The 13830-nt window shown below is 62.0% G+C and carries 12 protein-coding genes and 2 pseudogenes; 8 read left to right on the top strand and 6 right to left on the bottom strand.

Annotation, left to right across the window (positions count from 1 at the left end):
- Positions 1–6: 6 nt before the first annotated feature.
- The 4 genes and pseudogenes from HJB84_RS25645 to HJB84_RS25660 form a co-directional block, all read right to left on the bottom strand.
- The gene (locus HJB84_RS25645; RefSeq protein ID WP_207584125.1) at positions 7–1371 is read right to left on the bottom strand and encodes a sigma-54 dependent transcriptional regulator; all 1365 of its coding nucleotides are present in this window, start codon (positions 1369–1371) and stop codon (positions 7–9) included.
- The gene (locus HJB84_RS25650; protein WP_207584124.1) at positions 1361–3631 is read right to left on the bottom strand and encodes a PAS domain-containing sensor histidine kinase; all 2271 of its coding nucleotides are present in this window, start codon (positions 3629–3631) and stop codon (positions 1361–1363) included. The genes HJB84_RS25645 and HJB84_RS25650 overlap by 11 nt, the downstream gene beginning before the upstream one ends.
- 204 nt (positions 3632–3835) lie before the next feature.
- Positions 3836–4825, bottom strand: a complete 990-nt coding sequence (locus tag HJB84_RS25655; RefSeq protein ID WP_221117252.1) for an aldo/keto reductase — start codon at positions 4823–4825, stop codon at positions 3836–3838.
- Positions 4826–5432: 607 nt separating this feature from the next.
- Positions 5433–5555, bottom strand: a pseudogene (locus HJB84_RS25660) (helix-turn-helix domain-containing protein); the annotation flags it as partial.
- Between HJB84_RS25660 and HJB84_RS25665 the strand changes: the two are divergent.
- A pseudogene (locus HJB84_RS25665) lies at positions 5545–5899 on the top strand (chloride channel protein); the annotation flags it as partial. The pseudogenes HJB84_RS25660 and HJB84_RS25665 sit on opposite strands and share 11 nt — an antisense overlap.
- A 120-nt stretch (positions 5900–6019) precedes the next feature.
- Here the strand turns inward: HJB84_RS25665 and HJB84_RS25670 are convergent.
- Together HJB84_RS25670 and HJB84_RS25675 are read right to left on the bottom strand one after the other, a co-directional pair.
- Positions 6020–7330 (bottom strand): ATP-binding protein, encoded by a 1311-nt coding sequence (locus HJB84_RS25670; protein WP_311044497.1) that lies wholly within the window; start codon positions 7328–7330, stop codon positions 6020–6022.
- A gap of 68 nt (positions 7331–7398) precedes the next feature.
- Entirely contained in the window at positions 7399–8058 is a 660-nt protein-coding gene (locus HJB84_RS25675; RefSeq protein WP_221117254.1) for a response regulator transcription factor, read from the bottom strand.
- 134 nt (positions 8059–8192) lie between these two features.
- On the opposite strand from HJB84_RS25675, the gene HJB84_RS25680 reads away from it, so the two are divergent.
- The 7 genes from HJB84_RS25680 to HJB84_RS25710 all read left to right on the top strand — a co-directional run bounded on the left by HJB84_RS25680 (position 8193) and on the right by HJB84_RS25710 (position 13818).
- Positions 8193–8471, top strand: coding sequence for a PepSY domain-containing protein (locus HJB84_RS25680; protein ID WP_207584119.1), 279 nt, complete (start codon positions 8193–8195; stop codon positions 8469–8471).
- Positions 8472–8516: 45 nt separating this feature from the next.
- Positions 8517–8840 carry a hypothetical protein gene (locus tag HJB84_RS25685; RefSeq protein WP_207584118.1) on the top strand — a complete coding sequence of 108 codons (324 nt, stop codon included), beginning with the start codon at positions 8517–8519 and terminating at the stop codon, positions 8838–8840.
- Positions 8841–8874: 34 nt separating this feature from the next.
- Positions 8875–9345, top strand: coding sequence for a DUF2271 domain-containing protein (locus tag HJB84_RS25690; protein ID WP_221117295.1), 471 nt, complete (start codon positions 8875–8877; stop codon positions 9343–9345).
- Positions 9346–9363: 18 nt separating this feature from the next.
- Complete coding sequence (locus tag HJB84_RS25695) at positions 9364–11562, top strand: PepSY domain-containing protein (protein ID WP_221117255.1); 2199 nt, start codon at positions 9364–9366, stop codon at positions 11560–11562.
- Entirely contained in the window at positions 11543–12484 is a 942-nt protein-coding gene (locus HJB84_RS25700; protein ID WP_207584116.1) for an FAD:protein FMN transferase, read from the top strand. Before HJB84_RS25695 ends, HJB84_RS25700 begins: the two co-directional genes overlap by 20 nt.
- Before the next feature lie 312 nt (positions 12485–12796).
- Positions 12797–13180: an EF-hand domain-containing protein gene (locus HJB84_RS25705; protein ID WP_405049246.1), complete on the top strand. Its 384-nt coding sequence runs from the start codon at positions 12797–12799 to the stop codon at positions 13178–13180.
- Between the two features lie 281 nt (positions 13181–13461).
- Positions 13462–13818 carry a TraR/DksA C4-type zinc finger protein gene (locus HJB84_RS25710; RefSeq protein WP_221117257.1) on the top strand — a complete coding sequence of 119 codons (357 nt, stop codon included), beginning with the start codon at positions 13462–13464 and terminating at the stop codon, positions 13816–13818.
- The last annotated feature ends 12 nt before the right edge of the window (positions 13819–13830 follow it).

The raw sequence follows: 13830 nt of genomic DNA on the forward strand, positions 1-13830 counted from the left end.
TGCAAATCAGACGCCGAGCGACTTCAGCTTGCGGTGCAGCGCCGAACGCTCCATGCCGACGAATTCCGCGGTGCGCGAGATATTGCCGCCGAAGCGGTTGATCTGGGCGATCAGATAATCCTTCTCGAACATCTCGCGGGCTTCGCGCAGCGGCAACGTCATGATGTGATAGTCGTTCTTGGCGGAGACCTTCGGCAGCATGTCGCCGAGATCGGTCGGCAGCATGTCGGCCGTGATCGGCGCATCCGGCCCGTCGGTGCGGGCAAGGATCATCAGGCGCTCGATATTGTTGCGCAGCTGGCGGATATTGCCCGGCCAATCATGCGCCTGCAGCACGGCCATGGCGTCGTCGCCGATGCGGCGCGGACGAATGCCGGCCTGCTCGGAAATCTGCCGCATCAGCTGGTCGACGAGGAAAGGAATGTCTTCGCGCCGCTCGGCCAAGGCCGGCACTCGCACCGGCACGACGGCGAGGCGATGATAAAGATCCTCGCGGAACCATCCCTCAGCGATACGGCTCTCGAGATTATAGGCGGTCGAGGAGATGATGCGGACATCGACCTTGACGCGCTTGGAACCGCCTACCCGCTCGAACTGCTGGTCGACCAGCACGCGCAGGATCTTGTTCTGCGTCTCGCGCGGCATCTCGCCGACTTCGTCGAGATAGAGGATGCCGCGATGGGCTTCCTCGAGCGCGCCGATCTTGCGGGCCTGACCGGGCGTGCCCTCGGTGCCGAACAGCGCCACTTCCATGCGGTCGGGCGTGATGTTGGCAGCATTGATCGCCACAAAGGGGCCGTTGGCGCGGGCCGACTTCTTGTGGATCATCCGCGCCACCAGCTCCTTGCCGGAGCCGGATGCGCCGAGGATCATGATGCGGCTGTTGGTCGGTGAGACCTTCTCGATGGTCTGACGCAGCTGCGAAACGGCAACCGAGGTGCCGATCAGCTCCAATGCGTCGCCGGTGCGGCGCTTCAGCTCGGAGACCTCGCGCTTCAGCTTGGAATTCTCAAGCGCCCGTTCGGCGATCAGAATCAGCCGGTCGGCCTTGAAAGGCTTCTCGATGAAATCGAAGGCGCCGCGCTTGATCGCCGAGACGGCGGTCTCGATGTTGCCATGGCCGGAGATCATTACCACCGGCAATTCCGGATGGCGGGTCTTGATCTCGTCGAGCAGCGACAGACCGTCGAGCTTGCTGCCCTGCATCCAGATATCGAGGAAGATCAGCCGCGGCACCCGGTCGGAAATCGCCGCCAGCGCGCTGTCGCTGTCATGGGCCGTGCGCGTTTCGTGCCCCTCGTCGGAGAGAATGCCGGAAACGATCTCGCGAATATCGTGCTCGTCGTCGACGACAAGAATATCAGAGGCCATAAACGCTTTCCTTGTCATTGGCTGCGGGAGAGGCGGGCGTCGGATCCCGACGTGGCAGATGCACGCGGATCATGGCCCCTCTTCCCCGGTCAAAATCGGCGGGCGCATCATGCAGCTCAAGCTGCCCGCCATGTTCCTCGATGATCTTCTTGACGATGGCGAGACCGAGTCCAGTGCCCTTCTCACGCATCGTCATATAGGGTTCCAGAATGCTGTGGCGGTTCTCCACCGGCAGGCCGCGGCCATTGTCGATGACATCGACGGTGAAGCGGTCGCGGCCGGTGTCGAGGGCGGCTCGGACGAGTATCTTGCGTTCGTCGCGTTCGTCGCTCGGAACGGCCTCGATCGCTTCGACGGCATTCTTGATCAGATTGCCGAAAGCCTGGCCGAGCATGCGGCTGTCGAACAGGCCCTCCAGCGGCTGCTCACCGAAATCCTGGGCAAAACTGACGTGATGATTGCCCATCTCGCGCAGGAAGATCGCGTCACGCAAGATATCGCGCAGGTCGCTCGGCTCCTTGGTCGGCTTCGGCATGCGGGCGAAGGCAGAGAATTCGTCGACCATGCGGCCGATATCGCCGACCTGGCGGATGATCGTATCGGTGCACTGGTCGAAGACGGCCCGGTCGCCCGGGTCGATCTGCTTGCCGTAACGGCGCTGGATGCGCTCGGCGGAAAGCTGGATCGGCGTCAGCGGGTTCTTGATCTCATGGGCGATGCGTCTTGCGACGTCGCCCCAGGCGGTCGAGCGCTGGGCGATGACCAAGTCGGTGATGTCGTCGAGCGTGATCACATAGGATTCGCTCTGATCGCGCACTTCCTCGCGGGTGACCTGCACGCTCAGCGTCCTGACCGTGCCGCCGCGCACGAGCGCGATCTGCTTGCGGAAATCGCCGCGATGACGCGAAGCCGCCTCGGTCAGCACGTGATCGACCTCCGGCGCGATGTCGACCAGCTGCTTGCCGAGCATCTCATCGGCCGACAGCGACATCAGCGTTTCGACCGAACTGTTGACGATGGCGATGCGGCGATCCTGCTCGACGCCGATGACGGCGGCAGTGACGCCCGACAGCACCGCTTCGATAAAGCGGCGGCGATCGTCGACCTCGTCCTTGGCTTCGAGGATCTCGTCGCGCTGAGTGCGGATTTCCGAGATCATCTTGTTGAAGGTGCGCGACAGATTGGCGACGTCGCCGTCGACGGCATGCACCGGCACGACAATATCCATATTGCCCGATGCCACGCTGTCGGCAGCGGTGATCAACAGCCGGATCGGCCGGACGATGCGGTCGGCAACGGCGATCGCGGTCCAGATCGCCGCGAGCAGCACGATCAGCGCGAAGCCGATATAGAGCACGGCGAAGGCGATTTGCAGCGAGAAGCGGTTGGCTTCCATCGAGCGATATTCGGTGGCGTTCTCCTCCATCATGCGCATGGCGCCCATGACCTTGGGATCGACGGCGCGCACCGTATAGAGGAAGGTGCCCTGGATGGCATCGAGCTTGATGATGGCGCCGACAAGGTTGGTGACGCCGGGCGGAATCAGTGTCGGCTGGCCGGCCGCGGCCTTCTCAAGCGCGTCCTGCGGGATCGCCGGCAACGGCTTTTCGGTGGCGATGTCGGCCTGGACGATCACCGAACCGTCGCGCTCGACGAGGAAGGAGCCGAGCAGGCCGCGGCCCCTCGCCTGGCGCGTCATCAGGTCGGCAAAACCTGTCCGGTCGAGGCTGTAGAGCGCGCGGTTGCGCTCCAGGTCGTTGGCCATGGAAACCGTCTGCCCCTGCAGGTAGCTGGCGTTTTCCATCATGTAGGCCTGGCCGATATTGCGCGACGAACTGACGATCGACTGGGTGCGCAACGCAAACCAGCGGTCGAGACCGGCATTCAGGGTGATGCTGGCGAAGATGGCGACGAGGATTGCCGGCGTGATCGCGACGATCGAGAAGAGCACGACGATGCGGATATGCAGGCGAGCAGCCGCCCGCCCTCGGGTGCGGGCCTTGAGCAGCCTTGCCACCTCACGGGCGATCAGCGCCAGCAGCGTCAGGACAAAGAAGGAATTGACGATCACCGAGGTGATGACGACGTGCGAACTCGGGGCGATCGGGGTGAGGCCGAGCAGCACGAAAAGTGTCGCCGTGGCGCAGAGAAGCGCGCCGCCGGCAAGCACAAGGCCGGGCACGGCAAAAAGGGCGCGGCGATCGGTCACCGTGGTCACCGCCTCGCCCGCCGCCGCCGGCGATACCCCATCCTGCGTCATTCGGCCTCTCTTCAGGCGGCACCCGCCGCCCTCGCCAGCCGATCGAAACCAAAGAACGCCGGCTCAAGAAAGCCAGCGCTGCAACGACTCGATCGGGAGCGAAGTCCAAAACCCTTGCGTGACCTTTAAGCAACGCATTGTGGCGAAAATGCAACGCCGTCCGTCACATTGTCAAGCCGCGCAGGGCCTCGGCCCACATGCTCTTTAGAAACGACGTGGTTCTTCCGGTTTGTTTCCAACAATCGTGTCGATCCGGTCCAGCACGTCAGGCGTCATCTTGTGCCTGTGCGAAAGCGCCGCGAGATTGTCCTGCAACTGGCTGGCGCGCGAGGCGCCGAGAATGACGGTGGAGACGTTGCGATTGGCGAGGCACCACAACAAAGCGAGATGCGTGATCGACAGGCCGATCTCGTCCGCGAGCTTTGCAAGCTCACCAACTTGTTTGAGCTGAGCGCGGCCAGCATCGCTGGACCACTTTTCCTTCAGCCATTCGTATCCCGGCAGGTTCATGCGGCTGTCGGCTGGCACACCATTATTGTATTTGCCGGTCAGGACGCCCGAGGCGAGCGGCGACCAGATCGTGGTGCCGAGGCCGATGAGGTCATAGAGCGGCAGATAGTCGGACTCGACCTTCTGACGTTCGAAGATGTTGTATTGCGGCTGCTCCATTGTCGGCGGCGTGATGCGCAAGTCGCGAGCCACGGCGTAGGCTTCCGTCAATTGCTGCGCGGACCATTCCGACGTCCCCCAGTAGAGCACCTTGCCCTGGGCAACGAGATCGTGCATCGCCCGCACCGTTTCCTCGACCGGCGTATCGATATCCGGGCGATGGCAGAAATAGAGGTCGAGGTAGTCGACCTGAAGCCTCTTCAATGCGGCGTGACAGGCATCGGTCACATGCTTGCGCGACAGGCCGCGCTGCGTCGGCTTCTGGCCGCCCCAGAAGACCTTGCTCGAGACGACGAAGCTGTCGCGGCTCCAGCCAAGCGATTTGAGCGCCTCGCCCATGACGATTTCGGACTTGCCGCTTTCGTATCCTTCGGCATTGTCGAAGAAGTTCACCCCGCTGTCATAGGCAAGCTTCATGAGGTCGACGGCGTCGCCTCCATTGACCTGCTTGCCGAACGTCACCCATGAACCGAAGGAGAACTCGCTCACTTTCAGGCCTGACTTTCCCAAACGTCGATATTCCATCATGCAACTCCCGTAAATTATGAATATGTGCCGGCCTGTCACCGGGGACGGCGTCGCCCGATTGATCGACGACCGATTCGTGTAATCTATGGCATGCTCAACGAGATGCGAGGCTCAGCCCGCGAAGTTGACCAAAACACAATGTCGCAGTTCCCATCAGCCCCGACCGTAAAGAAAAAGGGCGCTCCACGACATTAGTCGGAGCGCCCGTGGCATGCGATCGACAACGTTTGCGGCGGAGGTCGACAGCAGCAATGGCAGATGATGAGATTCGGAACGGATAGGCAACATGCGATAGAAATCTGCGACATTATAGCCCGCTGATTGATCGTGTCGTCCACCGGATATCCACAGCTTATCCACAGGCATTGCGACGACGACCGCAGCAACTTCAATGACATTCGCCTGGCGTCAAATCACCCCTCACAAATGCTTATGTGACTGTTGAATGACACCGCAATTTTGTTTGTCTGCTTGGATACAAACCGCGACCTGGCTCGGATAGGCTCAGCTCTCCTCCCGACCGTGGCGGCGGACGCCGGGAGGGGTGGGCGGTGGGCAAACATGAGGGCCCGCCGCCTTCTTTTTATCGCGCCCCCGAACACACTCAGGCGGTGCGGGAACTCCTGTAGACCGAGACGCCAAGTTCCCTGATCTTCTTGCGCAAGGTGTTGCGGTTGAGACCGAGAAGATCGGCCGCCTCGATCTGGTTGCCGCACGTCGCCGCCAGTTTCCTGTCGATGATCCAGGCATCCGGGCGGCATCTTTGCACCATCGCTTGCGGTTGGCGCCGGTTTCGGCAGCACGGTCGGATCGCTGCTCGGCACCAGCATCGCGTTAGCGGCCATCCTCGCCATGGCAGGCTATTTCGCTGGCGTCGTGCAGGCGCTGACGACCGCCTTCGTCATCATCCTTGAAATGATCGGCGACCACCAGGCCGTCATCCCGATCATGGCCGTTTCGATGATCGGCTACATAACGTCGCGCATTCTGACGCGCGAACCGGTCTATCACGGGCTTTCGCGCGTGTTCATCGCCGCGGGGGTCAGTCGAAAAAGAAGCAGAACGGAGTGACTTCCTAGACTTAATCTCGGCGGCTGGACAACGACGATGCGCCGTCATCTCCCCGATCGGCATGGCATACAGATGGTTGGACAGCGCCGGCTTCGCGATTGGCACCTCGGCGGCCACCCGCTAAACACTCAGCCTCGGCGACCACACGGGTAGCTTTATTTCAACCTGCACACCTTCGTTCCTCTCGGGTCGCGGAGACACAATCGTCACATCGGCTCCAATGCGATCGGCGATGGCCGTGACGATAGCAAGCCCGACACCGCTTCCCCCGATCTCAACGTTCCCGCGCTCAAAGCGCCGCATCAGCCTGTCTACAGCGTCTGGGGGCAGTATCGGGCCGTCATTGGCAACACTCAGCAGGCCGCCAAGCTGAAGTGAAACCTCAACCTTTCCATCTTGCGCCCCGTGTTTCAGCGCGTTTTCAATCAGGTTGCGGCAGAGAATGCCGACTGCGTCCGGATCCAGCATCGAACGCACCGGCGCCGTCGGCAGTGCCAGCAAGACGCGCCCCTCTCCGGCCCGGGCAAAATCCTGAAGGACCATCTGCAGGACGGTTCTGAGATCGGACGGCTGGTCACTTTGTAGACGTCCGCCTTCAGCGCGAGCAAGCTGCATCAGCTTCTCAGATATGCGCATCAACCGCTTCAGCGTCGTTTCGATCTCCGTCGCCCGCTGGCTCGTCAGCTTTTCCTTGGTTTCGGAGCGAATGCGTTGCGCCTGCGCGATTGCGCCGGCCACCGGCGTACGAAGCTCGTGCGCGGCATTGGCCGCAAAGGCGCGCTCGGCGTGGAACGCTGCCGTCAGGCGGTCGAGAAGCTGGTTGACACCTGCCGAAATCGGGAGAAGTTCGGTCGGCAGGCCACTGTCGGTGACGGGCGACAAATCCTGCGCGCCGCGATTGGCCAGCTCGTGCCTAAGCGCGCGCACCGGCCGTAAGGAGCGGCGCACCGCGAGGTATATCGCGAGCAGGCTGAGAGGGATCACCACGATCAGCGGCAGCACGAGGCCCAACAGCATCTTGCGTGACAATTCCGTGCGATGGTCAAGCGGTTCGGCGACGGCAATCGTCAGGTTCCCGTCGAAGCTCGTATCGTAATAGAGCTGGTGCGTTGCGGTTCGAAGAAAGCCGCGTTTCGTGGACGGTGGGAAGCTCGAGGCATCCGCCCCCTTCGAACCGAGCAGAACCTGCCCGTTTTGGTCACGCACGATGAAGCTTACATCTTCGCCGTAGCGAGCCTCTCGGTCGATGCGTCCATCGCCGTCGTCGTCCTCACCATTGTCGTCGTAATCGGTCGCATCGCGGCCTTGATGGCCTTCTCGCAGGTCGTGCCGGGCAATCGGCAAAATGCGCTGCGCTGTTGCCTTCAGGCCATCATCGAACACCTCTTCCATCTGCCCGCCAAGGCGGTGCGCGGTCACCGCTGCCGCCACAAGCCATAGCAGAGTCACTGAAAGCCCGAGGGCGAGCGCCAGGCGCGTCTGGAGCGAAGCGCCGATCCTCATGGCCGTCCCAGACGATAGCCGAGCCCGCGCTCGGTCTCGATCACATGAGTACCGAGCTTCTTGCGCAACCGGCTGACATGGACCTCGATGGCGTTGCTGTCGATTTCCCTATCGAAGGAATAGAGCCGCTCTTCGAGCTGCGCCTTCGAAAGAAGCTGGCCCGGACGTTGCAGGAAGGCCTCAAACAGGACCCATTCTCGCGCCGTTAGAACCACGGCCTTGCCATTCAGCGTGATGCTTCTGGCGGCGAGATCGATGGCGAGCGGGCCAAGCGTGATGTTGGGATTGGGATTGCCGGCATAACGGCGCGCCACCGACCCGATCCGCGCCGAAAGCTCAGCAAGATCAAAGGGCTTCACCATGTAATCATCGGCGCCAGCGTTCAATCCGGCAATGCGGTCAGAGACCTGGTCGAGCGCTGTCAGGATCATGACCGGCGTCACGTCGCCGCGCCCACGCAACGCCTTCAGAAAGGGAATGCCAAGCCCATAGGGCAGCATCAGATCGAGCAGCACCAGATCGTAGGCAGCAGCAACGATCGCATCGCCCGCCTGGTCGAGGCGATTGACCCAATCGACGGAGTGACCGTCGGCAGCGATCTGGTCGCGAATGGCCGCGCCCAGCGCCGTATCGTCCTCGATCAGCAGAACCCGCATCGCAACCCTCCCTCTCTCTTTCGTCTCCTAGTCCACCGGCCAGCTTACGGGAAGCTGAAGCAATGTCGCGCGGTTTGTCAGATGCCGGTCAGCTTGGAACGCAATTGATCAGACCGAAATGAGAGGAAACAAGATTGAAAAACGGCACCTTGCCCATCTTGGCGCTCGCCGTCATCGCCGTGACATCCGCTCAGGCAAGAGACGACTGCGACGTTCCGATCAGCAATTGGAAGACGCATGCGGCGGTTCGCGCCATGGCCGGGCAACGGGGTTGGACGTTGAAGCGCATCAAGATCGATGACGGTTGTTACGAAATCCGGGGCACCGACAGGGACGGCCGTCGCTTCGAAGCGAAAATCGATCCGGTGACGCTTGAAGTCATCCAACTCGATAGACGCCGCGAAGATCGCTGAGCATCGCTCCCAATCCCCATAAAGATAGCCAACTGGAGGTCACTTATGACGTACCGCAAATTTTTTCTGGCCGCTTGCGCCGGCATCGGCTTTCTCGCTCCCCTCGGCAGTCTGGCCAGGCCGTCCCCCACACAGAAGAGTGCCGCCGCCGGGGCCGTACCAGCCGGCTATCAAGAAAGCGAGGACGATGAACACAAGGAGGAGCATCACCTCCGTCACGACGACACCGGCCGTCACGCCGCCGATGACTGCGAAAACTGGGATGACGATGCCTGCGGTCTAGGCGGCACCGTGCAGCAGCAGAACACCACCCCGCCCAGCAACGGCCTATTCACGCCTGGTTCCAAGCCGCGGGTCCAGACGAACTGAACCGTCAAATCAGCCAAGGAGAATATCGATGAGAATGAAATCCGTTATCGCCATGCTTGCAGTCACCACGGCTCTTACCGTTCCTGGCCTTGCCATGGCGCGTGAGGTGACCTTCACCACCAGCATGCGCAACTACGGCGGCGATGGTGCCTACCTTGCTTATTACGTCACCGATGCGCAGGGCAAATATGTCGGCAGCCTTTGGATGGCGGGCGGCAAGAGCAGGTATTACGAGCATCTCACCGGCTGGTCCCGCGCCACCGGTGGCGATACCGCCGAGATCAAAGGCATCACGGGTGCCAGTGTTGGTGCCGGCCGTTCACTCAAGGTCACGGTCGATCTTGCCGATACGCTGTTCGATGCCGGCTATCAGCTTCACATCGACTCCGCCGTGGAAGACATGCGCGACAGCCCAAACGAGATCGTGGTGCCGCTGGCATCGGCCGGCTTGGGGCAGAAGGTGAAGGGCATGCGCTACGTCGCCGCCTTCACCTATGCGCGTTGAGCGGGAAGGACGCTCGCCATGAACCGCTCGCTTCACCGCTGGTTTGGGCTGATCGCCACGGTGCTTCTCACCGTCGTCGCGCTGAGCGGCGCTGCACTGTCGATCTTCCCCGCCGCTGAGGCGCTCACCACGCCTGCCGCGCAGCACATCAGCGTTGCCGAACTCACCGCGCGAGTCCAGGCGGCAGAACCTACGGTGGAACAGATCAGACGCGCGCCGTCCGGGCGGATCACCGCCTATTACTACGAAGGCGACCAACCCGCCTCCTCTGTCATCGACCCTGCCACTGGCACGCCGGCCGGCAGCGCCGACACCTCGGATCTGGAGCGCTGGTTGACCAATCTCCATCGCTCGCTTTTCCTCGACGATACTGGACGTTTCATAACTGCGGGCGGTGCAGCGGTTATGCTTGCCCTCGCAATTTCCGGGCTGTTCCTGATGGCACGGCGCGCCGGCGGCTGGCTTTTCGTCCTGAAATCCGTTCGCGGTACCGGCGACGGACGCTTACACGCCGTCGTCTCGCGCCTAGCTCTGCCGGGCCTCTTCCTCTCCTCGCTCACTGCGCTCTGGATGACGGCTGCTGTTTTCGGCCTGCTGCCGGAAAGCGCGGGTGCGCCGGCCTTCCCGGCCGACGTCAGCGGCAAGACCGGGGTAGCGCTCACGTCTGTCGCTCTGCTTCAAGAGACGCCGGTCAATGACCTGCTCTCGCTGACTTTCCCTGCTACGGGCGACGCAACGGACGTTTTCACACTCAAGACAGCAGCAGGAGAAGCTTACATCGATCAGGGCAACGGCGCGCTGCTGGCCTGGTCGGACGCCGGCTGGGTCGACAGGGTCACGCTCCTCATCACCATGCTGCACACGGGGTGCGGCTTGGCCTGGCTCGGGCTCGTCCTCGGGTTCTCTGCGCTTGCTGTACCTGTTCTCGGCTGGACAGGCCTGCTTGTCTGGCTCAAGGGGCGCCGCGCCCCAAGAGCAACCTCGGCAGACGCTGGCGAGGCCGATACGATCCTGCTCGTCGGCAGTGAGAGCGGCACGACCCAAGGCTTTGCCAATACGCTGCAGGTTGCTCTTTCCGCAGAGGGTCTTTGCGTCCACGTCGGCCCGATGTCCGATTTCGAACCGGCCCGTTGGCCGAAGGCGCGGCGTGTTATGCTGCTCGCCGCCACCTATGGTGACGGCGCAGCGCCCGCCTCCGCCATGGGCTTCATCGAACGTTTCGAGCGTACGCCCGCAAAGCCCAGCCTGCCGCTCGCCGTGCTCGGTTTCGGCGATCGCAGCTTCCCGGCCTTCTGCGGTTTCGCCTCCGAGATCGCGACGATCGCCAAGGACAAGGGCTGGGCCTCCCTCATACCCTTCGACACGGTAGACCGCCAATCGCCTCAGGATTTCGCCCGCTGGGGACGGCTCCTGGCTGAGACGCTTGGCCTCGATTTCGAGCTGACGCACCAACCAACCGCTCCAAAGACCTGGAGATTGCCGCTGATATCCCGCCGCGATTATGGCGCAGGCGTACAGGCGACCACCGCCATCCTGCGCTTTGCCCTGCCGAACATCTCGCTCCGGCAGCGTCTGACAGGCAAGGGTTTCCCGCGGTTCGAGGCCGGAGACCTGATCGGCATCGTGCCGCAAGGCTCGGATCTGCCGCGCTTCTACTCACTTGCTTCCGGTACCACGGATGGCTTTCTCGAAATCTGCGTCCGCAAGCAAGTGGGATGGCTTTGCTCGACCCAACTCACCGCATTGAAACCGGGGGATACTGTTGCGGCCTTCGTGCGCCCAAACCCCTCCTTCCGCCCGGCCCGGGGAGGCAAGCCGGTCATTCTCATCGGCGCCGGCGCCGGTATCGGTCCGCTTGCCGGCTTCGCGCGTCGAAACCGGGCACGCCGCCCCATGCACCTCTATTTCGGAACTCGCCATCCAGCCAGCGACGCGCTTTACGCCGAGGAGCTTTCCTACTGGAAAAAGGACGGCCGGCTGACCTCGGTATCGACCGCCTTTTCGCGAACTGCAAGCCCGGCCTATGTGCAGGATATTCTGCGTAAGGACGCCGAGCGCATCGGCAAGCTCATTGCCGCAGGCGGTCAGGTTCTCATCTGCGGGAGTCGGGACATGGCGGCGGCCGTTGCCGCCGTGCTTGCCGACATTCTCGCGGCACAGGGCTTCAACCTCGCGCTCCTGAAAGCCACTGGCCGCTATGCCGAGGACATCTACTGACATGACGCGCTACGCGATGAACGGTCCGACCATGGGCACGCGCTGGTCCGCCCTCTTTCACATGCCATCGCATTTCGATGTCGCCCCCGCCCGCAAGGCGATGGCCGACGCCGTGACCGAAGTCGACAAACAAATGTCCACCTGGAGGCCTGAAAGCGATCTGAATCGCTTGAACGCCGCGCGACCCGGTGGATGGATTGCCCTGCCCGACCGGCTGCTTACCGTGCTGGGAGCGGGTCTTGCCATCGGCCGCACCTCGGGCGGCGCCTTCGATATCGGCGTGGGCGATGCCACCACCGCGTGGGGTTTCGGCATGTTGGACGCAAGCGAGGACATGATCAGGACCGCCCGTCTTGCGAAACGCAGCCCGGCCCATGATGTTCTCGAGCTGGACAAGTCCGCCGGACGCGCCCGCAAGCACTCCGAGATGTGCTTCGATCTCAATGGCATCGCCAAGGGTTATGGCGCCGATCAACTGGCGAAGGCTGCGCGCGAGCACGGAATCGAAGCCGGCCTCTTCGCCATCGACGGCGAACTGAAAGCACTCGGCACTCAGCCCGACGGTCGTGGCTGGACCGTCGCCGTCGAAACGCCAAATCTGGAAGTGCGTGCCGTGCATTCCATGCTCGAGCTGGATGATGCCGCCGTTGCGACGTCAGGCGACTATCGACACTGGATTGATGTCGGCGGCCATCGTCTCTCGCACACCATGGAGCCGCGCCTCGGCTTCCCGCTTAGAGATCCGCCCGCCTCGGCGACCGTGATCGCCTGCGATTGCATGAGCGCCGACGCCTGGGCGACGGCGATGATGGTTCTTGGCCAAGCACACGGTCTTGCGCTCGCGGAAAGGCTCGGTCTGTCTGTTCTTTTCCTCAGGCATGACCAGCCGAAAGGGATCGGATGCGGCCTGTTTGCGCGCTGACCAGACCTCGCAGAAGCCAGCTCGAAAGCTCATCCGTTACCGGCCCCGAGACGAGCTCATCGCACTCGGAAGTCACCTTGTTTCTTGCGTCGTCCGGCTCGATCCTCGGTATCGCTTCGGCCGCTATGACTCCTCGGAGATTCTGGTGGCTCGCATCGCAAGCATGACGCGGCGCAAAGTCGATCGGTCCCTCATCGACGACTCGAACCATGCAAGTGGTTTGATCCAGCGCAATGTTTGAACCCTATGTGCGTCGTATCTTCAAAGGACGCTCCAACTCGTGGAGGACAACACTCAAAGAGGAGAGTCAGGATGTCCATGTTCAGACTGCCAACGATCACTCTGCTGGCCTTGCTCGGTGCCGTCGGTGCCATGGGCATCGCCTCCGCCCAGACGAAAAGTCCAGACCCGGCCCAGTCTGAGGCTAAACCCGAGGCGGACGGATCGGAAATGATGCCAGGCATGATGGGCCGCAACATGATGCCATCTGGCATGTCCCCAGGAATGCGCATGATTGGGCCAATGAGCGGTCATATGGTGAAGATCATGTTTGCCATCGCTGATAGTGATGGGGACGGCGCAATTTCTTTCGAAGAGTTGACCGCGATCCATAAACGCGTCTTCGACGCGGTTGACGCAAGCAATGACGGCAAGGTTACGCCTGAGGAAATGCAGGCGTTTATGCAGGACAGGTGATTGGAGGCCCGGCATTTGACGGCCGTTGCATGGGAGCCACCGCCCAAAGGAGACTTCTCATGACCTACACGTTCGATAGAACCCTGTTGGCGACCCGTTTCGAAGATGCGGTCGGCAGGACGAAATCCGCTCTCATCGGCACTCGCGGATCGAAAGCTACCTTGATTCGGATCAATCCGACGGACGCCCTACACGCCTAGCTTTGCCGCTTCCCGTCAGGGGCGAAATTCCCAGTAAAACACGGTGTCGGTCGCGAACAAAAGGCCGGCTGGAGAGCGATCATGCAGAAGCAGTCCTCCTCGCAAACGAGGCAGCATATCGAAAAGTACAAGGCGATCCTTGACCAACGCCGGCGCGAGCTGGAAACCCGCCTGCAAGCGATCGAGCATGATTTCGAAGAGCCTCGGAATCCTGACGATAATGATCGTGCCACAGAGCGAAATAACGATGAAGTCCTGGAAGAACTCGGCGAGGCTGGACAAAAGGAGCTCCTCGCCGTCCGAGCGGCGTTGGACCGGATTGAAGCCGGAACTTTTGGCACATGTGTGAAATGCAGCATGCCGGTCGGCGAGAAGAGGCTTGGCGCAGTCCCCCACACACCTTTCTGTCAGTCTTGCGCTCAGTCGTTTGAAGCCTGAGTTGCAAGGTCA

It is taken from the genome of Rhizobium sp. NZLR1b, from assembly GCF_019685155.1.
GTDB lineage: Bacteria > Pseudomonadota > Alphaproteobacteria > Rhizobiales > Rhizobiaceae > Rhizobium.